The organism is Neisseria sp. MVDL19-042950, assembly GCF_030504625.1.
Classification (GTDB): domain Bacteria; phylum Pseudomonadota; class Gammaproteobacteria; order Burkholderiales; family Neisseriaceae; genus Neisseria.
The window spans coordinates 62,414-86,656 of the sequence record NZ_JAUKWH010000005.1; the positions used below are offsets into that span (position 1 = coordinate 62,414).

Consider the following 24,243-nt stretch of genomic DNA (forward strand, 5'->3'; position numbering starts at 1 on the left):
ATCGGATTATATCGGTAAGCGGAGGCTTATATTTATTTTCAAGATGTTTTTTCAGACGGCCTCGTCGCTCAATATCTGTTCTTTCTCAAAAAATCTGTCAATTCTTTGGAATGGTAAAACGCCATACAGCGGGCGAAAATCATGTTCATCTCGGTGTCGCCCGATTCTTCGCTGTGTATGCTGATGCGCTTTCGATGGAAATCGCCGGTTTTGTTTTCCACAAAATCAATCAGTTTCAGCCAGTCTGAAGGCGAATAACGCGGTTTCGGGTGGGAATAGTCTTGCAGGCTGCGGCGTTGGTAGAGGCCTGCTTTTTCATAGTTGCCGTTCAAGCATTCTTGCAGGGCGAAATCTCGGAAATCGAGATGCGGCACTCCGCCCGTGCCGGCGGCGGAAACGGCTGCCGGAAGCAGCAGGGCGGAGGCGACAATCAATGTGATGCTTTTGACCAACATTAAGTCAGTTCCCAAAAAATCACTTTAACGGTCTGTATCGGGCGGTTGGGATTGGGCGACAGTCTGGCGAACCAGAAATAATATTCGCTGTCGTCGTCGCTTTCGTGGCCGCGGGCGTAGAGCATTTTGCTGCCGTCCCACAAGGTAAAGTGGCCGCTGGCGTTGCCCCAGCCTTCGACTTCAAACATCACGATGCCGGTTTTGCCTTTGATTTTCGCCAACACGTTTTGTTTGACGGAGGCAATTCTTTCTTGGAATGCGGCCGAATCGAAGTCGGCGTCGTCATCCGATTTCAAGCGCGGCGGGCAGTATTCGACGGTGCCTCTGCCGAATTGTTTTTTGAGAAATTCGCCGAGTTCGCGCACTCTGAACCAGTGGTTTTTTTTGTCTTTGTCGCCGATAAACGCGCCGGCGCGGTTGGCGGGCAGGCGGATGCCGCTGTGGTTCAGCGCGTAAGACATGCGTGCGGCGCAGGTGTTTTCCCAAACGGTCGGTTCGCGCTCTGCCAATTCCGCCCAGCGTTTGGAAATGAGCGGATAAAACTCGTGGCTGGGAATGGTTTTGTAGTGCTTAACCATATCCGCCCAAGCCGGTTTTTTGGGGCTGACGCGGGGGCGTGCGGTGCTGCCGGTTTGGGGTTTGGGTTTGGCGGGCTTGACCGGTTTGACGGGTTTGGCGGGTTTGGCGGGTTTGGCGGGTTTGGCGGGTTTGGCGGGTTTTGCCGATGTTGCTCTGGCCGGTGTCGTTTTTGCCATTTTCTTTCTCCTTTGTAGTCAGATAATGCGGCGGAGAGGAAGTCTGCCGTTTCAGACGGCCTCTCCGGCTAGAAAAATCGAAACCAAATCACATTGCAATCGTTGTTTTAAGGGATTTCAGACGGCCTTGTTGTGTTTTATTCCGCCTGAAACACCGAGGTATCGGTTTGAGGTTGGTCTTTGACCGTCTCGACCGTTTCGTTTTGCTTAGCCGCTTCTTCGGCTTCGGCTGTCAAACGTTTTTTCTCGGTGAGGTAGGTGTTGATTTGATACACCAAATCCTGAGTGCCTTGACGGGATAATGCGCTGATTTTAAACAGGCGCGGGGTGTTCATGTCGAAGCCGAAGCGGTCGTCGGGGGCGAGGTGGTTCCAGCCGATTTGTTTTAAAAATTCGGCGGTACGCTCTTCGGCTTCTTCTTCGCTCAACATATCGAGTTTGTTGAGCACCAGCCAGCGCGGTTTGTCGTAGAGTTCTTCGTCGTATTTGCGCAGTTCTTCCACAATCGCCAAGGCTTCTTCGGCGGGGTTGACGCTCTCGTCGAACGGTGCCAAGTCCACCACATGCAGCAGCAGGCCGGTGCGGGAGAGGTGTTTCAGGAAGCGGTGTCCCAAGCCCGCGCCTTCGGCGGCACCTTCGATGAGGCCGGGGATGTCGGCCATCACGAAGCTGTTGTTTTCGTCCATGCGCACTACACCCAGATTGGGGTGCAGGGTGGTAAACGGGTAGTTGGCGATTTTGGGGCGGGCAGCGGAAACGGCGGAAATCAGGGTGGATTTGCCGGCGTTCGGCATGCCGAGCAGACCTACGTCGGCCAATACTTTCAGCTCGAGCTGCAAGCTGCGGGCTTCGCCTTCTTCGCCCGGGGTGGCTTGTTTGGGGGCGCGGTTGACCGATGATTTGAAGTGGATGTTGCCCAAACCGCCTTTGCCGCCGCGGGCGAGGCATACTTTTTGGCCGTGGTGGGTGAGGTCGGCGATGATTTCGTCGGTGTCGATATCGCGGATCAGGGTGCCCACGGGCATGCGCAGTTCGATGTCGTCCGCGCCTTTGCCGTAGCGGTCGGAACCGTGGCCTTTTTCGCCGTTTTTGGCTTGGTAGCGTTTGACGAAACGGTATTCGACAAGGGTGTTGATGTTTTCGTCGGCCACGGCGAACACGCTGCCGCCTTTGCCGCCGTCGCCACCGTCGGGCCCGCCGCGTGGTACGAATTTTTCGCGGCGGAAGCTGACGGCTCCGTTACCGCCTTTGCCGGCAACTACTTCGATTTTTGCTTCGTCAATAAATTTCATGGTGTTCTCTGGATGGATTTCAGACGGCTTTCAACAGACAGGCTGTCTGAAAAAGTATTCAATGGGTTGATATTATAAAGGATGTGTCAATAGGCCGTCTGAAAATCTGTTTCAGACGGCCTCTTCTGCAAGAAGCGAGACTATTGCTTATGTTTTTCGCCGCAACCGTAAGCCTGCGTGATGCGGTCGATGATGATGGCCAGAATCACGATGGCGGCACCGGCTTCCACGCCTTGGCCGATGTTGAGCGTTTGCACCGCTTGCAGCACGTATTCGCCCAGCCCGCGCGCGCCGATCATGGAGGCCAGCACCACCATGCCGAGCGACATCATCACGGCTTGGTTCACGCCTGCCATGATGCTGGGCTTAGCTTGCGGCAGCAGCACCCATTTCAGCAGCTGCCAGCGGTTGCTGCCGAACGCGATGGCGGCTTCAATCATCTGCGGGCTGACTTGGCGGATGCCGAGGGCGGTGAGGCGGATAAGCGGGGCGAGGGCGTACACCACGGTGGCGAACAGCGCCGGCACTTTGCCGATGCCGAACAGCATCAGCACGGGAATCAGATACACAAAGCTCGGCATGGTCTGCATCACGTCGAGCGCAGGCGAGAGCAGTTTGTAGAGGCGCGGGCGGTAGGCGGTAAAGATGCCGACGGGAATGCCGATGATCACGGTGAGCAATACCGAAGCGGCCAGCAGCGCGAGCGTCTGCATCAGTGCCGCCCACAGGCCGAACGAACCGATTACGTAGAAACCGCCGATGCACAAGGCGGCGAACCACCATTTGCGCGTGGCATGCCAGCCCACTGCGCCGGTGAGCAGCAACACCAACCACGCGGGCAGGGCTTGCAGCAGGCGCTCCAGCGGCAGCAGCAAACCGAGCATTACATCGCTGGCTTTACGCAGCTTGTCGCCGTGGTTTTGCACGGTTTGCTTGAGCGAACGGTTGAGGCCGTCTGAAACCGACCAGACGCGGAAAATGCCGTTATTGCTTGCGGATCGGATATCGAGCTTGGTTTTCAGACGGCCTGCCGCTTCTTCGGAAACCCATTGCCGCCACACTTCGGGGTGCTGCTGCAAAAACAGCTTGGCCTGTGCTTCGCCGCTGCGTTTGTTTTCCGACATTTCCAAGATGGCGCGGTTGAGCATATCCGGTTCGAATTGCAGCCGTTCGATCATGGCGGCCAGTTCGGGGTGGGCCGTCTGAAACGGGGTGGACACAGCGACGGCGAGTTTGGAAACGGGAAAACCCGATACGCAGCGGTTTTTGCTTTCAGGCTGCAACAGCGTTTCCCAGCAGGCGGCATCGTGGGCGGGGAAGTCCAGCGGCTCGAAGCGGTATTTCGCCATCAGGCCGGTGGGCTGCCAGTAATAAAACAAGATCGGTTTTTTCTGCTCGTAAGCGGAAGAAACCGCCGCATCCAAAGCCGCGCCGGTGCCGGGGCGGACGTTGTTGAAATGCGCGTTGAGGCCGGTGGTGTCGAGCAGGCGCGTGTTGAAGGTTTCACACGTCCAACCCGTAGGGCAGTTGAGGAAACGCGCTTTATGCGGCGACTCGGGGTCGGGGAACAAATCTTTGAAACGCGGCAGGTCGGCCACGCCTTTTAAATCGGGGTGCGCCTGCTTCACATAATCGGGCACATACCAGCCTTGTTTCGCCCCGCCTTTGAGCGTGTCGCCGATAACGGCGGCCTTTTTTTCTTCCACGGCTTTCTGCATCACCGGCGAGCGGCCGATCCATTGTTCGGCAATAATCTGAATATCGTCTTGCGCCAGCGCGGTTTCCAGCGCGGTGGTGGTGCCGGGCACGCTTTCGGTGGCGCAGCCGTAGCCGTCGCGCAAGATGGTATTTAAGACGGCAGTGGTGAATTGTCCGCTTTCCCAGTCGAGTGCGCCGAGTTTGATAGGTTTGTCGTCGGGCTGGCAGGCAACAGCAAAAGGGCTGGCGGCGAGTAAGACGGCGGATAAGAGGTGTTTGGACAAGGACTTCATCGGCTGAGATTCTTTATTATGTTTTTATGGGGCTGCTGAATCGGCTGAAAGTTCAGACGGCCTGCCGTGAAGAACAGGCAGGCCGTCTGAAAATCATTACGCCGCTTCCACATCAAACCCGCTGTGGCGCAGCAACGCGTCGATTTCAGGTTCGCGGCCGCGGAAGGCTTTGAACGATTCCATCGCGCTGCGCGAACCGCCCACGGCGAGGATTTCCATCCAGAAGCGTTTGCCGGTGGCTTTCACGTCGCCGCTTTCTTCAAAGGCGGCGTAAGCGTCGGCCGAGAGCACTTCCGCCCATGCGTAGCTGTAATAGCCTGCCGAATAGCCGCCGGCGAAGATGTGGCTGAAGCTCAGGGCGAAGCGGTTGTAGGCGGGCGGCTGGATAACGGCCACTTCTTTGCGCACGTCGTCGAGCACCTGCGCCCAGTTTTTCAGACGGCCTTCGTCGTTTTCGCTGTAAATCAGCATGTCGAAGAGGGCGAATTCCATTTGGCGCACGAGGAACATGCCGCGCTGGAAGTTTTTCGCCGCCACCATTTTGTCGAACAACTCGCGCGGCAGGGCGGCACCGTTGTCTTCGTGCGACGACATTTCCGCCAGCACGTCGTATTCCCACGCAAAGTTTTCCATAAACTGGCTCGGCAGTTCGACTGCGTCCCATTCCACGCCGTTGATGCCGGAAACGCCCAATTCGTCGACTTGCGTGAGCAGGTGGTGCAGGCCGTGGCCGGTTTCGTGGTAGAGGGTGATGATTTCGTCGTGGCTGAGGCGCGATTCTTTGCCGTTCACGGGCGGGGTGAAGTTGCACACCAGATAAGCCACCGGCGTTTGGGTTTGGCCGATGCGGTTGCCGGAGATGAAACGGCGTCTGCCGCGGTAGTCGTTCATCCAAGCGCCGCCGCGTTTGCCTTCGCGGGCAAACAGGTCGAGATACACGCCGCCGATGATCGAGCCGCCTTTTTCCAGCTCGAAATAGCGCACGTCGGGGTGCCACACGGGTACGGCTTTTTCAATGAAGTTCACGCCGTACAAACGGTTGACTTGGGCAAACAGGCCGGCCAGCACTTTGCCGACGGGGAAGTATTTTTTCACTTCGGTTTCGCTGAAAGCGTATTTGGCTTGGCGCAATTTTTCGCTGGCGTAGGTCAAATCCCACGATTGCGGGTCGGCAATGCCCAAGGTTTCGCGCGCGAATGCCTGCACTTCGGCCAAGTCTTTTTCGGCGAACGGTTTGGCGCGGCGGGCCAAGTCGTGCAGAAAATCCAGCACTTGCTGCGGGGTTTCGGCCATTTTGGTGGCGAGCGAAAGTTCGGCGAAGTTGGCGAAGCCCAGCAGTTTGGCTTCCTGCAAGGCGATTTCCAAGCGGCGGCCGATGTTGGCGGTGTTGTCGAACTTGCCTTCGTCGCTCAATTCACTGGCGCGGGTAACGTAGGCGCGGTAGATGTTTTCGCGCAATTCGCGGTTGTCGGCGTATTGCATCACGGCGATGTAGTGCGGCATTTGCAGACCGATTTTGTAGCCCTCCTTGCCTTCGGCTTGGGCTGCGGCGGCAAACATGGCCATCGCGTCTTCGGGCAGGCCGGAGAGTTGGCTATTGTCGTCGAAATAAAGCGCGAACGCATCGGTGGCATCGAGCACGTTTTGCGAGAACTGCGCGCCGAGCTGTGCGCCTTCGGTTTGCAGTGCGGCAAACTCGGCCTGCTGTTCGGGCGGTAATTCGGCACCGCTTAATACGAAGTCGCGCAGGTCGTGGTTGAGTTTGGTTTGCTGGGCGGCATCGAGTTTGGCGAATTCGGGCGAGTTTTTAATCGCTTTGAAGCGTTCGTACAGCTCGATGTCTTGGCCGATTTCGGTAAAGAATACGGTTACTTCGGGCATCAATTCGTTGTACACGGCGCGTAATTCGGGCGTGTCGGCCACGGAATTCAAATGCGCCACCACGCCCCAAATACGGCCCACGCGCTCGGTGAGGTCGGTAAGTTTTTCAACGGTGTTTTCCCAAGTGATGTCGCTTTGGGCTTTAATGGCGGCGATTTCCGCGCGCGCTTCGGTCATGGCGGCTTCCATCGCGGGGCGGATGTCGGCGGTTTGGATGCGGTCGAAACGGGGTTCGTCGGCGAGGTTCAGTAATACGTTGCTCATGGTTTTCCTTTGGATGTTTTCAGACGGCCTGAATGGGGAGAGGCCGTCTGAAAAGAAACGGGTAAGATGGGAATCAAACGGGGTGTATATAGTGCCGGATGGGGTAAATTCAAAGTGTTTCTTTGATTGGCGATACGGTAAAAACGGCGGTTTCTGAATATAACAAAAATCATACGGGCAGGGTGGGCGGTTTCATTGTTATTGTCAAATCAAATGATTAAAACCGCAAATGCCTGCAAACCCGCTGCATCGGTTTGCTTCGCTATCGTCTCCGAATGGTATAGAATAGCCCTATAACAAACCGCTACTAACTATAACTATGGAAATATCATCCGATACCGTCCGCACGGCCATGCAGCTCAAGCTGATTGCCCATCCGCAGCGGCTGGCCATTGCGAAGCTGCTGCTGGAAAGCGAGCATAGCGCCGCAGAAATTGCCCAAGCAACGGGCATTCACGTTACCACCGTGTCCAACCATTTGAACAAAATGCGCAGCGGCGGCGCGGTTGATTTCACCCGCTACCACCGCGTGATGCAATACCGGCTCACTTCGCCGCTGATTGTCGCCGTGCTCCGTGCCGTGCAGGAAAACGGTGGCGGCAAAGAGGCCGTCTGAAAAACGCTTTGGAAACAAACAAAACACATCATGAAAATCGCTACTTGGAACGTAAATTCCCTCAATGTGCGCCTGCCGCAGGTGCAGGATTGGCTGCAACAGCACAGCCCCGACGTATTGGTTTTGCAGGAACTCAAGCTCGACCAAGACAAATACCCCGCCGCCGTTTTTCAAATGGGCGGCTGGCATACCGTGTGGAGCGGCCAAAAAACCTATAACGGTGTGGCCATCATCAGCAAAGAAGCCCCGCAAGACGTGCACACCGGCCTGCCCGCGCTGCCCGACGACCCGCAGCGGCGCGTGATTGCCGCCACCGTTAACGGCGTGCGCGTAATCAACGTGTATTGCGTGAACGGCGAGGCACCCGACAGCCCGAAATTCCAATATAAAGAACAATGGTTCGCCGCGCTGACCGAATTTGTGTGCGATGAGATGAACCGCCACGAAAAGCTGGTGTTGCTGGGCGATTTCAATATCGCTCCCGCCGATTTGGATTGTTACGACCCCGAAAAATGGCGTGAAAAAATCCATTGCACCAGTATCGAGCGGTCTTGGTTCCAAAAACTGCTCGATTTAGGGCTGACCGACAGCCTGCGCCACCGCTATCCCGAAGAAGTGATGTACACATGGTGGGATTACCGCGGCGCGATGTTCCAACGCAAACAGGGTCTGCGTATCGACCACTTGCTGATTACCCCCGCCTTGCGCGATGCCCTGCAAGACGTGCAGGTGGATTTGGAAGCCCGCGCGCAAGAACGCCCCAGCGACCATGCGCCGGTGTGGGCGGAGTTTGCCGTTTAAACCGCATTAACCCGAATGCCCGATGGCATGAGGCCGTCTGAAAACTTTCAGACGGTCTCAACCCTTGTTTTTTACACTTAAACCATTTCTCAAATCATCTATCTTTTCATCACTCTTTTATTCAAGCTAAAAATGTACTCACGATTCTTAAAACCCAAATGCTTTCTCAACCTCATATTGGCATTGGCCGCCGTGCCTGCCGCCGCACACGCCGCGCAGTGTACGAATGCCGGCTTGGACGTGGTGGTGCTTGGTTCGGGCGGCCCCGAATTGAGCGACAAACGCGCTTCTACCGGCTACTTGGTGCGTGAAAACGGCAAAGCCCGTTTCATTATCGACTTCGGTGCAGGCTCTTCACTCAACTTCGAGCGCGCGGGCGGCGACATCAAAGACTTGGAAGCCCTGCTGTTTACCCATTTCCACGTCGACCATTCCAACGACTTGCCCGCATTGGTCAAAGCCTCGTATTTTTCCGAACGTAACCGTGACTTGCCGGTTTACGGCCCCACCGGAAACCACACCATCCCCACCACGCCGTTGTTTGTAGAGCGGCAGTTCGGAGAAAAAGGCGTTTATCCTTATTTGTCGGACTTTCTCACCGGTGAAGCCGCGTTCGCATTGAAGCCGATAGCGGTTAACGCCGATAAAAAACAGCCCAAACTGTTTGAAACCAAACTCGGCGGCTTTACCTTGAAAGCCATTCCCGTGGAACACGGCCTGCTGCCTTCTTTGGGTTGGCGTATCGAGAAAAACGGCTGCTCCGTAACCGTGTCGGGCGATACCAGCAACATCGGTAAAACTTTGGACGTGCTGGCGAAAAATACAGATATCTTCATCGCCCACAATGCCGTGCCGGAAAGCGCAAGCGACAAAATCGCATTGAAGCTGCACATGATGCCGTCTGAAATCGGCCGTATCGCCCAAATCACCGGCAGCCGCAGCGTGGTGTTGTCGCACTTTATGCACCGCACCGAAAAAGTGAAACCCGCCACCTCCGCCGCCATTCGCAAAACTTACCAAGGCAAGCTGGCGTTTGCGCAGGACTGCGATATTTATTCGCTCAAAACCGGCATGAAAACCGGAAGCTGCAAGGAATAGCCGAAAGGCCGTCTGAAAAAGGAAGGTTTTGAAAAGCGATGTTTTCAGACGGCCTCGAAAGAGAATATAAGAAAATCCCAAGCCCTGTGTTCAAGGTTGGGGATTTTTCTCGGTGTAAAGACGGTTACAGCGAATAATACATTTCAAATTCCAGCGGATGCGGAGCCATGCGGATGCGCTTAACATCTTCTTCCACCAGCGCGATATAACTGTCGATCCAGTCTTTGCTGAACACGCCGCCGCGCAGCAGGAATTCATGGTCGGCTTTCAGGGCGGCCAGTGCTTCTTCTAAAGAAGCGCAAACGGTCGGCACCAAAGCATCTTCCTCCGGCGGCAGGTCGTAGAGATTTTTATCCGCCGGATCGCCGGGATGGATTTTGTTTTGAATGCCGTCCAAACCGGCCATCAGCAGTGCCGCAAAACACAGATAAGGGTTGGCCGTCGGATCGGGGAAACGGGCTTCGATACGGCGTGCCTTGCTGCTGTTCACAAACGGAATACGGATGGAAGCCGAGCGGTTTTTGGCGGAATAAGCCAGCTTGGTCGGTGCTTCGAAGTGCGGAACCAAACGTTTGTATGAGTTGGTGGACGGATTGGTGATGGCATTCAGGGCTTTGGCGTGTTTGATGATGCCGCCGATATAGTAAAGTGCGGTGTCGGACAAACCGGCATAACCGTCGCCCGAGAATAGGTTTTTGCCGTCTTTCCAGATGGATTGGTGAACGTGCATGCCGCTGCCGTTGTCGCCCATCAGCGGTTTGGGCATGAAAGTGGCAGTTTTGCCGAAGTTGTGGGCAACGTTCAAAATCACGTATTTCATTTCTTGCGTTTGGTCGGCACGATGCACCAAGGTGCTGAATCGGGTGCCGATTTCCATTTGGCTGCCGGTGCCTACTTCGGGATGGTGCACTTCCACCGGAATGCCGATTTCTTCAAGTACGTTTACCATAGCGGAGCGCAGGTCTTGGTTCGAATCCACCGGTGCTACCGGTGTGTAGCCGCCTTTAACGGAAGCGCGGTGGCCGGTGTTTTGGCCGTCGAAATGTTTGCCGCTGCTCCATGCGCCGCTTTCCGAAGTGATTTCAAAACGCGCTTTGTGCATGTGGGTTTCAAATTCGATGCCGTCGAATACGAAAAATTCGGGTTCGGGGCCGAAATAGGCGGTATCGCCCACGCCTGAAGATTTCAGATAGGCTTCGGCACGTTTGGCGATGGAACGCGGATCGCGGTCGTAGCCTTGGCCGTTGGCGGGATCGATCACGTCGCAGGTCAACACCACGGTGGCATCGTCGAAGAACGGGTCGATAAAGGCGGATGCAGCGTCGGGTTTCAACTGCATATCGGAAGCCTGAATGCCTTTCCAGCCGCTGATGGACGAGCCGTCGAACGGATGTCCGTTTTCAAACCATTCTTCAGGGTCTTCGAGCACGATGTGGGCGGGAACGGTAAAGTGATGCTGTTTGCCTTTGGTATCGGTAAAGCGCAAATCAACAAAACGGACTTCGTTTTCTTCAATCAATCGGACAACGTCTTTAACAGACATGATGCAACTCCTGCGGAAAGTCGGATTTAAAAATATCGGTCGGCGTGCTGCTTTTTAACGCGATAGGTTAGCGGTTTGTATTGTGCCACAGGTGTCGGGCCGGTAGGAAAAAACGGTGCAAATAAACGGGTTTTGCCGCGGCAAGCCTGCTTGCAAAACGGTTTGGCCGGAGCGGTTCGCCGTTGCCGTCGAATTCCTGCGGTAGGGTTTTGTGGCGTTAATACTTTATGTTGCAACACTTTGTCGGCATTTATGCTTTTGTATGGCAATATAATTTTCTATTTTAAGATTGTCAACAATTTGATGCGGTTCCGTGTGCGGATGATGTTTCGGGCGGAGCGGCGCAGGCTTGCCGTTTTTATCACCGTTTTACCGAGGCTTGGTTATAATGGCGCGATTATTTGCATTTGAGTGAAGCACATGGACACCAAGCCCCGCTATGCCGTGTTCGGCAATCCGATAGTACACAGCAAATCGCCGCAAATCCACGAGCAGTTCGCCTTGCAGGAGCAGGTCGAAATCCATTACGAGCGCATCTTGGCGGCACCGGATGCTTTTGCGGAAACCGTTGAGTGTTTTTTTGCGGAAGGCGGACAGGGCGCAAATGTTACCGTGCCGTTTAAGACGGCCGCTTATGATTGGGTGGACGAGCATTCCGAACGGGCGGAAGCGGCGGGTGCGGTCAATACGTTGATTCCGCTGGGTAACGGTCGTTTCCGCGGCGACAACACCGACGGTGTAGGTTTGGTAAATGATATCGTGCAGGTATTGGGGATACCGTTGAAGGGAAAGAAAGTGCTGGTGTTGGGAGCGGGCGGAGCCGTGCGCGGCGTAGTGCCGGTGTTGCTTGAACAGCAGCCGGCAAGCATCACGATTGCCAACCGCACCGAAACCAAGGCCGAGGAATTGGCCGCGTGTTTCGGTGTTCAGACGGCCTCTTTAAACAGTTTGCCGGCCAATTATTTCGATATCGTCATCAATGGCACATCAGGCGGGCTGAGCGGGGCATTGCCCGATGTGGATGCCGCCGTGTTCGGTGCGTGCGAGTTGGCCTACGATATGGTTTACGGTGAAGCGGCTCGAGTGTTTTTGGATTTTGCGCATAACGCGGGAGCCCGGCAAACGGCCGACGGATTGGGCATGCTGGTTGGACAGGCGGCTTATGCTTATCGACTGTGGCGCGGGTTCGAGCCGGACATCAAGCCGGTAATCCGTTATATGAGAGAGGCAGGAAATCATGTTTAAATGGCTGATTGCATTGCCGTTTGCTGCTTTTATTCTGTTTAATGCCTATGTGTATGGAAACATTATCACTTACCGCGCGGTGGCACCGCATAAAACCGCTTTTATGAGTATGCGCATGAGCGATTTCCGCGATAAAGGGAAAGATGTCGCATTGGACTATCGCTGGGTGCCGTATGACAAGATTTCGGTTAATCTGAAAAAAGCCCTGATCGCTTCGGAGGATGCCAAATTTGCAGCGCACGGCGGCTTCGATTGGAACGGTATCCGCGATGCCATCAAGCGCAACGAACGCGGCGGCAAGATTCGCGCCGGTGGCTCTACCATCAGCCAGCAGCTTGCTAAAAATCTGTTTTTAAATGAAAGCCGAAGTTATTGGCGTAAAGCGGAAGAGGCGGCGATTACGGCAATGATGGAAGCGACTACTGATAAAGACCGTATTTTCGAGCTTTATTTGAATTCGATTGAATGGGGTTACGGTATTTTCGGTGCGGAAGCGGCTTCGCAGTACTTTTATAAAAAACCGGCAGCCAATCTGAGCAAACAGCAGGCGGCGAAATTGGCCGCCCGGGTGCCCCGTCCGCTTTATTATGCCGAAAATCCGCGTGATCGTGGGTTGCGTGCCAAAACCACTATTATTTTGAGACGGATGGGTTCTGCGGCTTTGCCGGATACGGATTAGCTGAACCGTTGATGGGCATCAAACCGGCAAGAGGCCGTCTGAAAAGGTTTTCAGACGGCCTCTTGCTTTCATTATCGGGCTTTACAGGTAGGGTTGCAGCGTTTTTCTCAAAATTTCCGTATCGGTAATTTCGGTAATGTTTGCTTCACCTAAACGGTTTAGGCCGACAAAACGCATAACGCCGCTGCAGACTTTTTTGTCGTGCTGCATATGGGCAATCCATTTTTCAAAATCGAAGCGGGGCGGTGCAACCGGCAATTCCGCTTTTTCGAGCAATGCGGCAATGCGCTCGGTATCTTTGCTTTTCAGACGGCCTAATTGTTCTGAAAGGCGGCAGGCCAATACCATGCCTGCGGCAACTGCCTCGCCGTGCAGCCATACGCCATAGCCCATTTCCGCTTCAATGGCATGGCCGAAAGTATGCCCCAAATTCAGCCAAGCACGTATGCCTTGCTCGGTTTCGTCTTGGGCAACGATGTCGGCTTTCATGCGGCAGCAATGATAAACGGCTTCGGTTAAAACGGCCTGATCCTGCCGCATCAGGGCGGTTATGTTTTGTTCCAGCCATTCAAGGAAATCAATATCGCCGAGTGCTCCGTATTTGATCACTTCGGCCATGCCGACTGAAAGCTCGCGGCGGGGAAGGGTGCCGAGGGTGCTTAAGTCTGCAAGCACGGCCTGAGGTTGGTAAAACGCACCAATCATGTTTTTTCCAAGAGGATGGTTGATGGCCGTTTTGCCGCCGACAGACGAGTCGACTTGGCTGAGCAGAGTGGTTGGAATTTGAATAAAAGGTGCGCCGCGCTGATAAGTTGCGGCGGCAAAGCCGACCATGTCGCCGATCACGCCGCCGCCTAAGGCGATTAGGGTGGTTTTCCGTTCGGCGCGGTTTTGCATCAGGCCGTCAAAAATCAGATTGAGCGTTTGCCAATCTTTATATTGTTCTCCATCGGGCAGAACAATGCTGAAATGCGGGATGCCGAGCTTGTCCAAGGCCGTCTGAAGCGTATGCAGATACAACGGAGCGATGGTTTCATTGGTGACAATGGCTGCTTTTTTTCCTATGTAGGGCCGGAGCAGGGTATCTGCTTGTGCAAGCAGGTTTTCGCCGATAAAAATAGGGTATTGATGGGAAGGTGTTTCAACAGTTAGTGTGCGCATTTATAGCTCCGTATACATGGTTTCAGACGGCCATTAGGTAATGGATATGTTATCGGCAAAGGCGTTCTGTATTTTGTCGTCCGACAGATAAATCGGATGACTTATATATCTCTATGTTCGGATTCGGTTCGGGTATTGCTTAAGTATCCGATATAGCAGGCGGATATTCTGAATGAAGCCGATTATAACGATATGGGAAACACAAAGCGGTATCGTTTTTAACCATTATTACCGTGTATTCGGTGAGGCCGGCGGTTGTTTTGAACTCGTGTTTGTATCGAGTGTTTTGCCAAGCTCTCAGTTTGTCTACCTCGATACCGGCATTTCCCTAAATATAATCAGGCCGTCTGAAACAAGATGGGTTATGTTTTCAGACGGCCTCTGAGTATGCTTACAATACCGTCGGGGCGGTATCTATTTTCGCGACAACAATTGCAGTAATTTTTCTACGGTTTTGTGGCAGTTTTGGCTGGTAGATTCAACCACAATGTCAGCCGCAGAACGGTAAACACCGTCACGGAGATGATACAATTCTTGCAATTTAACCAAAGGATCTTCTACTTGGAGCAAAGGGCGGTTGTTGTCATAACGGGTACGTTCCAACAAAATTTCAGGACGTGCATGCAGATAAATAACCGTACCGCGCGTGCATAGTTTACTACGGTTCTCTTCACGCATTACCGCCCCGCCGCCCGTAGCCAATACGATATTGTCCAAAGCGGTCAGCTCATCAATAACAGCGGCCTCTCGTTCGCGGAAACCTTCTTCTCCTTCCAACTCGAAAATAGTCGGAATAGATACGCCGGTACGCTTGCAGATTTCTTGATCACTATCGTAAAAAGAACGGCCTAAGGCTTGCGCGGTATATTTGCCTAAAGTCGTTTTTCCCGCTCCCATCAAGCCGATAAAAAATAAATTGCCTGCTATGTTCTCCATAGCAGGCATTTTAAACGAAAACTTACACAAAGTGTTTGCTTACGTATGGTTTATGTTTAGTAGCGCAAGTTGCTGCCGACATTATCCATAATGCGTGGGGTAATGAAGATCAGCAGTTCGCGACGAGCCTCATTGCGAACACGTGATTTAAACAAATTGCCTACCACGGGAATATCACCCAGCAGAGGAACTTTGCTTACGGTGTTGCCGTTTTCTTCCTCATAAATACCACCAACGATCAACGTACCACCATCTTCAACCATAGCTTGGGTTTGCAGTTGTTTGGTGGTAATACACTTGGTAGTTGTGCCGCTGGCTACGCAATCGGTGGGGCTGTCTTTGTTAATTTTAACCGACATGATCACTTGGCCGTCGGGAGTAATGTTGGGCGTAACTGTTAAACCCAACACAGCTTTTTTGAAGGTAATCGATGTCGCACCGCTGGAAGTAGCTTGTTCGAAAGGAATCTCAGTACCGGATTCGATAACCGCTTCCTTACGATCTTGAGTCAATACACGCGGATTCGAAATAACTTTACCTTTGCTTTGCTCTTGCATGGCTTGTAATTCTAGTCCCAATGCACCTGATGATATTGCACGTACCAAAGCAATGCTTGAAGTGGCGGATGCCAAAGGCAAGTTAACATTGGGGTTTAGTATAAACGGATCCAGTGTCGGACGAGTTTGGGAACCACTTAAAATCGAGTTAGCCAAAGTGTTATTATTTTTTACTTTAGTGCTGAAGTTATTAATAGCATTATTCAAGTCCGAGCCTATGCTGTTTCGACCGTTGACACCTTGATAGCCGAACTTCACACCTAAGCTACGAGAGAAACCGTCGTTAGCTTCTACAATACGGGCTTCTACCATCACTTGGCGTGTCGGAACATCCAATTCTTCAATGAGTTTTTGGAATTTTTGGATAACTCCCCGGTTGTCTGAAATAATTAACGTGTTCGTAGCAGGATCGATTAATGCGCTGCCACGGCTGCTCAACATAGAGTTACGGCTATCGCTACTTCCGCCATTTTCATCTAAACGAAGGATTTTGCGGAATTCCTCTACATTTTTGTATTTCAACTGGAACGTTTGCGAAAATAGCGGGCCTAAGTCATCAATTTCTTTTTGTGCTTGTAAAGTTGCTTTGTCTTTCGCCAACAATTCATCGCGCGGAGCGACATTAATGATATTGCCTTGGCGACGCATATCAAGATTACGAGCCTGCAGAACCAGATCTAAGGCTTGATCCCAAGGTACATCTTTTAGAGATAGGGTCATTCTTCCATTGACTGTGTCGCTGGCTACGATATTTAATCCAGATTCTTTCGCAAGAATTTGCAGGATAGTACGCACTTCAATATCTTGGAAATCTAAAGAAACTTTCTTTCCGTTGAAGGATTTATTGTTATTTTTGTTCAATCCCAAAGCACTAACATTACTTTTGGGGTTGATCTCAAAACTAAATCGGCCTGCTCCCGCTTTGGTACGTACTTCCCAGCTACCATTATTTTTAATTACCAATTGGGTATTATTTCCAATACGCTTCATAGTAATGTTGCGTACAGGTGTGTTGAAGTCGGTTACATCCAGAGCACGCTGTGCTTGTGTGGGTAAAGGATAATTTTTAAGCGTAACAATAATACGGTCGCTTTGCTGTTTGATCTCTGGTTCTCCTGTAAAGGATGGGGCACTTAACTCTACAACGCCCGAGTTGCGTGGCCCCTTACGGAAGTCAATATTTGCCGATGTAGTAACTTGCTCCGATGACACTTTGGAAGCAGTCTTACGAGAATGACTAGATGCGGCAACATAATCGGCTTTGTTGGACGCAGGTTGTGCAGCGGAATTATTAGCTTTAGAGGCTTCGTTTACATAGACCCATACCTCATTACCTTTAATCTCGGTGCTGTATTGGCCGATTTTGTTTAGTCCGAGCACAATACGGCTGCGATTATTATTTTGTGCAGTAGTAATTTGATTTAGCAATGGATCAGCATATTCCAAAACCGGTTGAGGTAGTTGGAGGTGGGTGCCGCCGAAATCTAAAGCAATGCGTGGAGGAGCATTGGTAATAAAACCACGAGGTGAAACAGCACCCTCATCAAATTTAATTTTGATAATTTTTTGGTTGCCAGGCAAGGTGGAAACGTTGATATCGGTAATATTGCCTGCAAAAGCTGTTTGAACAGCAAATCCTAAGCCGATAGCGGAAAGAATTTTTTTTACATTGTATGATTTCATAATGTGATGCCCCTTTATTATTTATTGTTTTGAACCGTTGCGGTACTCTTTTCTGATCCGCTGCTCAATGGTAATTCAGTTTTTCGGTAAGTCCAGTTGCCATAGCTATCTTCTACAACTTCTGTCAGTAAAATCTTATCAGGTACTATTGATTGGATATGACCAAAGTTTTGTCCAATATAGTTACCTACGTGAACGGTATAAACATGACCGTTTGCTTCTACATAGCCGGAAGTTTGATTATCTTTCTTAAACATTCCAACATATTTCAGATTTTCCAAACTAAAACCTTCAAGTACCTCTTTGGGCCGATTCATATTGGGTGCATTTGCACTTTGCTGGGCAGTATTAAGGCGCTTGTTATCGAAAGCATCCAATCCACTATGAGTAGGTGGTGTATAGGGTTTCGGTGGATTGATTATTGGCTCTTCAAAAGGAATTATCTTCGCTTTTGCTTGTTGTTGGGTTTCTTGCGTCCAAGTTTTCAAGTCTTCATGGGCAGGAGTACAGGCGGCTAAGGCCAATATGCCTGCGAGTAATATTTTGTTTTTCATAATGCATCTCTCAGGAATTATTGGTTGCTTTGTGCTTTTTCGGCTGCACTGGCTGCCGCAATTTCTGCTTCTACCTCTTCTACCGGGCGGGCTTTATAGGTGTTTGCAGTGGCACTAAATGTCAACTGGTTGCTATTTTTATCATCTTTGTGGCCGATTTTTAGCGACTCTAAAGTAATGATACGAGAAAGAGCACCTACGTCACGGGTAAATTGGCTAATTTGATTATATTTACCTGTGATAGAAATTTCATAAGGTAAAACTTGAATTGGGCCTTCATTTATTGATGTTTGAGGTGTTACGCTATCCATGCGTAAGCCATTTGTAGCACCTGCTTGATGCAGCTCCTGTATCAGATTGGGAATTTCAGCATCTGTCGGTAATTGTTTTAACAGAACATTAAATGAGGAGCGGATAGCACTTAATTCGGCTTTCAAGTTGTCCAAATTTGCTGCTTCGATGCTTTTTTTCGTATAAGTATCTTTTAGCTCGATTTCTTTATTTTGAACCGAATCTAATGTCTCAATTTGCATACGAAAGAGGGCAAAATAACTAATTGCCAAAACACCGACAATGGTCAAGCCAGCTAAAGTGAGTTTGGCGGGTGTACTTAATAAATGTAAGGTATGTATATCAATATCTTTTAATTTTTTTACTGACATATTAATTCCCCTGTTTGTTAACAGCAGCATTTATATCGGAAGTTTCAACTGGTAAGGCGCGGCTGGCTTGGTTTAAGAGGACTTTTAGTGTAAATTCTTGAGAATTATCCACTTTTTTAATGCTTAATAATTCCGGTTGCGTGAAAAGACCAGTACTAGGGAGAGAGCGCATAAACATAGCAATTTTGTTATCGCTAGTTGCTTTGCCACTGATAGTATAAGTACTTGGGTTTTCGGCATTAATAGAGGTAATATAGGTGCCCTCTGGGATTAATACGTTAATAGAATCAATAAGGTAGGCCGCTTGAAAACGTTTTTCTTGCAGTTCTTCCACTTTCTGTTTACGGGCTAAAAAGTCTTCCTTTTCCTTTTTCAATTTATTGATTTCAAGAAGATTTTGATCTATCTTGGCAATTTCTTGATTTAGAAATTCATTTCGCTTTTCTTGGCCGCCTATTGCATTGTTGATTGAGAGATAAGTTAATGCAGAGAAGCCTAAACCTGTAAATAGTGCAAACAACATTAATGCCTTAAATTGTTGCTTTTTTTTCTGTTGGATCTTTTCTCTATAAGGAAGAAGATTAATTCTGGTTAATTCAATCATGTTACAGACCCCTTAGTGCTAAACCGAAAGCGAGTGTTAGTGATGGTGCATCTATTTGTAATTGTGATAAATCAACTTTATTACTTTGCGCTGCATAGTTAATTGGATGGATACACTCGGTTGCTGTATTTGTGTGCGAGAAAATGGTTTCTGCCAAGCCAGGCTGCTGAGAAGCAGTTCCTGTTAAGAAAATGTGCTTAATATTGGAAAAATTCTCGCTTGATTGGGTGGTATAGTAAAATTGCAATACACGCTGAATCTCTTGTGCTACTTGGATGTTAAATCGATCAGCGACTGCAGTTTGGTAATCAGAAGGCTTGCTGGCAGCGTTCATCATCTGTGCAGCTTTTTCCTCTGTAACTTGATAAGTTCGTTGGATAAGCTGGTTTAGTTGTTCCGTACTAACGGGTGTTTCTTGTTTATAGAGAATTTGGCCATTTTGAGTAATTAATGCATATGTTTGTGTTGCATGAATACCGAAAATGGCTATTTTTTCGTTCTCTAACTCAGGAGTATGTTGGTTGATCCAAAAGGAAAAAGCATTGTTTTGAGCAAAGAGGTCGATATCTAAGGTTGAAAGGGACAAGCCTGCACTATCAAAAGCTTCAATGCGCGGTTCTACATCATCTTTCTTTGCAGCAGTAAGCAATACTTGCTGACCGGCAGGAACTATTGAGGTGCCTACGACTTGGTAGTCGAAGTTCATCTCTTCAATAGGTGCAACTTGAGAGACTTCGAACTCAGCAAAGCTTTCCAGGTCAGTATCAACCTCTTTCGGGTTGTATACAACAGTTTCAATCGTGGCTAAACTTTGTGGTAAAGCGGCAACAAAATTTTTAGACGACGTATGAAGCTGTGTATAAGAATGTTGCAGATATGTAACAAGTTGCTCGTAGTCTTGAATTTTATTGCCTTTAACAATATTTTTAGGCAGTTTCGTAATAACGTATTTTTCCAACTGAATTTGGTTTAAACTACGGGCTGACAGCTGAACCATTTTGATAGCATGCTGCCCGATATCTATGCCAATAGCATTTGAGTTGCTGATGTTGGAAGAGACTTTACCTTTTGTATTCTTTTGATTTTTTGCTAAACGCATAATGTAAATTCCCTATTTTGGGGTGTGAGTAACAGTTTTGGCATCCGTAAGAGATTTCATTTTTTTACACAGTGTGTAAGGGGTGTTTATGAAATCTTTAGCTATTTTACTTTATTTAATGCTTTTGATGGCAACTTTGTTGATTTAGTCATGATTAAAAAAATTATAACGACCTGTGTAGGTCTAATTTTAGGGTTGGCTCTTTTTGTAGTAGGGCTAGTTGCAATAGCCATTTTGGTTACTTATCCAAAACTACCATCATTAGAGGCTGTACAACATTACCAACCGAAGATGCCGCTGACTATTTATTCTTCAGACGGCAAAGTTATTGGTATGTATGGAGAAGAGCGGCGTTCGTTTACCAAAATCGCGGACTTCCCCAAAGTACTGAAAGACGCAGTCGTTGCGGCTGAAGATAAAAGATTTTATGAGCACTGGGGAGTGGATGTGATTGGGGTTCTGCGTGCCGCTGTCGGTAATCTAACTGGCGGCGTACAGTCAGGTGCAAGCACGATTACCCAACAGGTGGCGCGTAACTTTTATTTGAGTAATGAACGCACGTTTACACGAAAATTTAATGAAGCGTTATTGGCTTATAAGATTGAACAGTCTTTAAGCAAAGACCAGATCATGGAGTTGTACTTCAATCAAATCTATTTGGGTCAACGTGCTTATGGTTTTGCTGCAGCATCACGAATTTATTTTAATAAAAATGTCAAAGACTTAACGTTGGCTGAGGCTACAATTTTGGCAGGCCTGCCGAAAGCGCCTTCCACATTTAATCCTATTGTTAACCCCGAACGTGCCAAGCTACGCCAGCGTTATATTTTAAATAATATGGTGCAGGAAAAAATGATTACGCCACAAGAGCGCGATCGGGCATTGGCGGAAGATCTGCATTATGAGCGTTACGTGCAGAAGATTGATCAAAGTGCACTTTATGTTGCCGAAATGGTGCGTCAGGAACTGTATGACAAATATGGTGAAGATGCCTACACTCAAGGATTCAAAGTATATACGACAGTAAGTACGGATCATCAGCGCGTAGCAACTGCTGCTTTACGTAAAACTTTGAGGGGGTTTGATCGCGGTAGCAGCTATCGGGGGGCAGAGCACTATATTGATTTGAGTAAATCTGACAACCCTGAAGAAACCATTAGCCAGTATCTTTCTACGCTGTATACCGTAGATGATTTGGTACCGGCTGTTGTATTGGATGCTTCGAAGAAAGGTGTGCAGATTCAGCTTCCGAATGGTAAAAAGATCACATTGGATAATGTGGCTCTGGGATTTGCTGCCAGGGCTGTTAATAATAAAAAAATGGAGGATGCACAAATTCGCCGCGGTGCAGTTATTCGGGTGAAAGGTAGCGGTAAACGTTGGACGGTTGCCCAGGAACCTTTGCTCCAAGGAGCATTGGTCGCCCTTGATGCAAGAACGGGTGCAGTACGTGCATTGGTAGGTGGCTATGACTTCCACAGTAAAACTTTCAACCGAGCAACACAAGCACAGCGTCAGCCCGGCTCTTCGTTTAAACCGTTTGTTTATTCTGCAGCTTTGGCTAAAGGAATGACGGCATCTACGCAAATTAATGATGCTCCGTTGTCTTTGCCGGGTAAAGGGCCTAACGGTTCGACATGGAATCCTAAGAATGCCGATGGGCGATATGCCGGACTCATCACTCTGCGTCAGGCATTGACCGCTTCTAAAAATATGGTGTCTATCCGTATTTTGATGTCTATCGGCGTAAATTATGCCCAACACTACATCCAGCGTTTTGGATTTAGGCCCTCTGAAATACCTGCCGGCCTTTCTATGGCATTGGGTACGGGGGAAACAACTCCGTTGAAAATGGCGGAGGCTTATACGGTATTCGCCAATGGGGGATATAAGGTTTCCGCTTATGCAATTGATCGGATCTACGATAGCCAAGGGCGATTAAGAGCGCAAATGAGACCTTTGGTTGCGGGAGAAAATGCTCCGCAAGCAATTGATGCGCGCAATGCTTATATTATGTATAAGATTATGCAGGACGTAGTTCAATTCGGTACTGCATCGCGTGCGCGTGCGGTAGGGCGCTCGGATATCGCAGGTAAAACAGGTACGACTAATGATAATAAAGATGCTTGGTTTGTTGGGTTTAACCCTGATATCGTGACGGCGGTATACATAGGTTACGATAAACCGCGTAGCATGGGACGAGCAGGTTATGGCGGCACGATTGCTTTGCCTGTATGGGTAGAGTATATGCGCTATGCTCTGAAAGGAGTGCCTAGTAAAGGTATCAAAGCGCCGGATGGCATTGTAACCAGTGGCGGCGAGTATTATCTGAAAGAGCAGCAATCTACCAGCCCTAATTTGGCATTGGATAATCGCTCAAGCAGACCTGTTCGCAATGAAGAGCGGGATCCTACGGTTGGCTCTGAGGGTGCTGCGGCACGTTCAGGCAGTAATCAGCGTAGCGGAGAATCAGCTCCGGCTGAATCTTCCGGTCAGGAAACTCCGGTGGAACCGGTTAATAATGTGGACAGTGAGACTGTTCCGCCTCCGCCACCTCCTGCGGCTCCTCCCCAAGGGCAGGCCGGTCAGCTTGATTCGTTATTTTAAAAGTGCATGAATAAACAGGCCGTCTGAATATTTTCAGACGGCCTGTTTATATCGGCAAATCAAAGTAGCCGGTATTTTGAAAAAGAACTTTCATTCGGTTGAATGTAAAAGGGTTTTGGAAGTTTTATAACCAATTGTTTTGCAAAAGATAGGGCATAGTCTGTATTTGGACATGCTGTTTGCCGTTACTTTCAGTTCGTAACCCTATGTTAGCGATTGATTTGATTGGATGTTAAGTTCTTCTGTGGGTGTAGATGAAAATCTCGCTGAAATGATATTTTTTTTACTTTTGATCCATTTGGAGTAAAAGAGGGCGCAGTTTTATTGGATAGATAACAATTATAAAAGTCAGTTTTTTTCAGAATCAGCAGGTAAGCCATCATTTATGGCAAACCATTCTGCCACAACTTTGTTTACTTCTTCTATGCCTTGTTTTTTCAGGCTAGAGAATAGCTGGATGCTGATTTGCTGGCGTTCGCTATAAGGTTTCAATACTTTTTTGACTGCACTGAGCGTTTTAATTTGATCGTTTTTGGAGAGTTTGTCTGCTTTTGAAAGCAAAATGTGCACGGGGCGGCCGGTTTGATGAAAGAAATCCAACATTTGTATATCCAGTGCTTTGAGCGGATGGCGGGCATCCATAATCAGAACCAAGCCGATAAGCTGGGTACGCTTTTGAAGATAATCGCCAAGTAGTTTTACCCAATGTGCGCGTACAGCTTCGGGAACCTGTGCATAACCGTATCCGGGCAGGTCGACCATGAATCCGCCGTTGGTCAGCTCGAAAAAATTGATATGCTGAGTGCGTCCAGGAGTTTTGGAAACATAAGCCAGTCTAACATGATTGGTCAACGTATTGATTGCACTTGATTTTCCGGCGTTGCTGCGGCCGACAAAAGCAATTTCGGCCGGGGTGGCGGGCAGATCTTTTAGGTGGTTGACGGTAGTAAAGAATTTGGCATTTTGAAATAGGTTCATAACTGGTAAAATTGTGTGAATTTAGTATAGAATACCATGATTACAAAATCATCGGTTTAACCAAGCAGTAAAAGCTTGGTGTTGAGTATATATAAAAAGAGTGTTGCAGGCAGGGATTGCAACGCTGTCATTCAGGAGCACTTCCATGAAACATTTTACCTTATTGGCTTTTGCGTTGGCTGCAGGAACGGTAATGGCTGCGCCGAAAGCCGATATTGCTAAAGGCAAAGAAATTGCAACCACTATTTGTGCGGCCTGCCACGCGGCTGACGGTAATAGCGGTATCGCTATGTATCCAAAGCTGTCTGCACAACACGCCAGCTATATTTTCACTCAAACTAAAGAAATTAAAGAAGGTAAGCGTACTACAGGCGCTTCGGCCGTAATGATGCCGCTGGTGGCAAATTTATCGGAGCAAGATATCTTAAATGTGGCCGCTTACTATGCCAAACAGTTTCCTAAAGAAGGCGAAGCCAATCCGAAAGAAGATTTTGAGCTGGGGGCAAAAATTTTCCGCGGCGGCCTTGCCGATAAAAAAGTTCCCGCATGTATGTCTTGCCATGGCCCGAATGGTGCAGGTATGCCGGGCGGAGGTACGGATATCGTAGCTTATCCGCGTTTGGGCGGTCAGCATAAGGCTTATATCGTAGATCAGATGAAGGCTTATAAATCAGGTCAGCGTAAAAACAGCATTATGCAGGATATTGCCGGCCGTATGACGGATACGGAAATGAATGCGGTAGGAAACTTCATACAAGGGTTGCATTAATTACTGCATATAA

At 49.5% G+C, this 24,243-nt stretch carries 21 protein-coding genes; 7 read left to right on the top strand and 14 right to left on the bottom strand.

The window, feature by feature from the left end; translation table 11 throughout:
* Window positions 1-68: 68 nt before the first annotated feature.
* The 5 genes from Q0X97_RS05865 to Q0X97_RS05885 all read right to left on the bottom strand — a co-directional run bounded on the left by Q0X97_RS05865 (window position 69) and on the right by Q0X97_RS05885 (window position 6,638).
* Window positions 69-455, bottom strand: a complete 387-nt coding sequence (locus Q0X97_RS05865; protein ID WP_302066451.1) for a hypothetical protein — start codon at window positions 453-455, stop codon at window positions 69-71.
* Window positions 455-1,210, bottom strand: a complete 756-nt coding sequence (locus tag Q0X97_RS05870) for a type VI secretion system amidase effector protein Tae4 (protein ID WP_302066452.1) — start codon at window positions 1,208-1,210, stop codon at window positions 455-457. The genes Q0X97_RS05865 and Q0X97_RS05870 overlap by 1 nt, the downstream gene beginning before the upstream one ends.
* 137 nt (window positions 1,211-1,347) lie before the next feature.
* The gene (gene obgE / locus Q0X97_RS05875) at window positions 1,348-2,502 is read right to left on the bottom strand and encodes a GTPase ObgE (protein WP_302066453.1); all 1,155 of its coding nucleotides are present in this window, start codon (window positions 2,500-2,502) and stop codon (window positions 1,348-1,350) included.
* Between the two features lie 140 nt (window positions 2,503-2,642).
* Complete coding sequence (locus Q0X97_RS05880) at window positions 2,643-4,493, bottom strand: glycine betaine ABC transporter substrate-binding protein (RefSeq protein WP_302066454.1); 1,851 nt, start codon at window positions 4,491-4,493, stop codon at window positions 2,643-2,645.
* Window positions 4,494-4,589: 96 nt separating this feature from the next.
* Complete coding sequence (locus Q0X97_RS05885) at window positions 4,590-6,638, bottom strand: M3 family metallopeptidase (protein ID WP_302066455.1); 2,049 nt, start codon at window positions 6,636-6,638, stop codon at window positions 4,590-4,592.
* 319 nt (window positions 6,639-6,957) lie between these two features.
* Here Q0X97_RS05885 and Q0X97_RS05890 point away from each other — a divergent pair, with 319 nt between their 5' ends.
* The 3 genes from Q0X97_RS05890 to Q0X97_RS05900 all read left to right on the top strand — a co-directional run bounded on the left by Q0X97_RS05890 (window position 6,958) and on the right by Q0X97_RS05900 (window position 9,153).
* Entirely contained in the window at window positions 6,958-7,254 is a 297-nt protein-coding gene (locus tag Q0X97_RS05890; protein WP_169709798.1) for a helix-turn-helix transcriptional regulator, read from the top strand.
* 30 nt (window positions 7,255-7,284) lie between these two features.
* Window positions 7,285-8,055: an exodeoxyribonuclease III gene (gene xth, locus Q0X97_RS05895; RefSeq protein ID WP_302066456.1), complete on the top strand. Its 771-nt coding sequence runs from the start codon at window positions 7,285-7,287 to the stop codon at window positions 8,053-8,055.
* A gap of 132 nt (window positions 8,056-8,187) precedes the next feature.
* Entirely contained in the window at window positions 8,188-9,153 is a 966-nt protein-coding gene (locus Q0X97_RS05900) for an MBL fold metallo-hydrolase (protein WP_302066457.1), read from the top strand.
* Window positions 9,154-9,277: 124 nt separating this feature from the next.
* On the opposite strand, the gene glnA is transcribed toward Q0X97_RS05900, so the two are convergent.
* Window positions 9,278-10,696: a type I glutamate--ammonia ligase gene (glnA, locus tag Q0X97_RS05905; protein WP_302066458.1), complete on the bottom strand. Its 1,419-nt coding sequence runs from the start codon at window positions 10,694-10,696 to the stop codon at window positions 9,278-9,280.
* A 420-nt stretch (window positions 10,697-11,116) separates the two neighbouring features.
* On the opposite strand from glnA, the gene aroE reads away from it, so the two are divergent.
* Together aroE and mtgA are read left to right on the top strand one after the other, a co-directional pair.
* Complete coding sequence (aroE, locus tag Q0X97_RS05910; RefSeq protein ID WP_302066459.1) at window positions 11,117-11,941, top strand: shikimate dehydrogenase; 825 nt, start codon at window positions 11,117-11,119, stop codon at window positions 11,939-11,941.
* Window positions 11,934-12,620: a monofunctional biosynthetic peptidoglycan transglycosylase gene (gene mtgA / locus Q0X97_RS05915; RefSeq protein WP_302066460.1), complete on the top strand. Its 687-nt coding sequence runs from the start codon at window positions 11,934-11,936 to the stop codon at window positions 12,618-12,620. The genes aroE and mtgA overlap by 8 nt, the downstream gene beginning before the upstream one ends.
* Window positions 12,621-12,701: 81 nt before the next feature.
* Here mtgA and aroB read toward each other — a convergent pair whose 3' ends face one another.
* The 7 genes from aroB to pilM all read right to left on the bottom strand — a co-directional run bounded on the left by aroB (window position 12,702) and on the right by pilM (window position 19,876).
* A complete protein-coding gene (gene aroB, locus Q0X97_RS05920) occupies window positions 12,702-13,781 on the bottom strand; it encodes a 3-dehydroquinate synthase (protein ID WP_302066461.1) in 1,080 nt (359 codons plus the stop codon).
* A 414-nt stretch (window positions 13,782-14,195) separates the two neighbouring features.
* The gene (locus Q0X97_RS05925) at window positions 14,196-14,726 is read right to left on the bottom strand and encodes a shikimate kinase (protein WP_302066462.1); all 531 of its coding nucleotides are present in this window, start codon (window positions 14,724-14,726) and stop codon (window positions 14,196-14,198) included.
* 47 nt (window positions 14,727-14,773) lie between these two features.
* On the bottom strand, window positions 14,774-16,957 hold the full coding sequence (gene pilQ / locus Q0X97_RS05930; protein ID WP_302066463.1) for a type IV pilus secretin PilQ: 2,184 nt from the start codon (window positions 16,955-16,957) through the stop codon (window positions 14,774-14,776).
* A 17-nt stretch (window positions 16,958-16,974) separates the two neighbouring features.
* Complete coding sequence (locus tag Q0X97_RS05935; protein WP_302066464.1) at window positions 16,975-17,511, bottom strand: pilus assembly protein PilP; 537 nt, start codon at window positions 17,509-17,511, stop codon at window positions 16,975-16,977.
* Between the two features lie 17 nt (window positions 17,512-17,528).
* Window positions 17,529-18,173: a type 4a pilus biogenesis protein PilO gene (locus Q0X97_RS05940; protein ID WP_302066465.1), complete on the bottom strand. Its 645-nt coding sequence runs from the start codon at window positions 18,171-18,173 to the stop codon at window positions 17,529-17,531.
* Window position 18,174: 1 nt separating this feature from the next.
* Window positions 18,175-18,777 carry a PilN domain-containing protein gene (locus Q0X97_RS05945; RefSeq protein WP_302066466.1) on the bottom strand — a complete coding sequence of 201 codons (603 nt, stop codon included), beginning with the start codon at window positions 18,775-18,777 and terminating at the stop codon, window positions 18,175-18,177.
* 1 nt (window position 18,778) lies between these two features.
* Window positions 18,779-19,876 (bottom strand): type IV pilus assembly protein PilM, encoded by a 1,098-nt coding sequence (gene pilM, locus Q0X97_RS05950; RefSeq protein ID WP_302066467.1) that lies wholly within the window; start codon window positions 19,874-19,876, stop codon window positions 18,779-18,781.
* Window positions 19,877-20,026: 150 nt separating this feature from the next.
* Between pilM and Q0X97_RS05955 the strand changes: the two genes are divergently transcribed.
* A complete protein-coding gene (locus tag Q0X97_RS05955) occupies window positions 20,027-22,483 on the top strand; it encodes a penicillin-binding protein 1A (protein ID WP_367881745.1) in 2,457 nt (818 codons plus the stop codon).
* Between the two features lie 348 nt (window positions 22,484-22,831).
* Here Q0X97_RS05955 and yihA read toward each other — a convergent pair whose 3' ends face one another.
* On the bottom strand, window positions 22,832-23,461 hold the full coding sequence (gene yihA, locus Q0X97_RS05960; RefSeq protein WP_302066468.1) for a ribosome biogenesis GTP-binding protein YihA/YsxC: 630 nt from the start codon (window positions 23,459-23,461) through the stop codon (window positions 22,832-22,834).
* 145 nt (window positions 23,462-23,606) lie between these two features.
* Between yihA and Q0X97_RS05965 the strand changes: the two genes are divergently transcribed.
* Window positions 23,607-24,230: a cytochrome c gene (locus Q0X97_RS05965; RefSeq protein WP_302066469.1), complete on the top strand. Its 624-nt coding sequence runs from the start codon at window positions 23,607-23,609 to the stop codon at window positions 24,228-24,230.
* Window positions 24,231-24,243 lie beyond the last annotated feature (13 nt).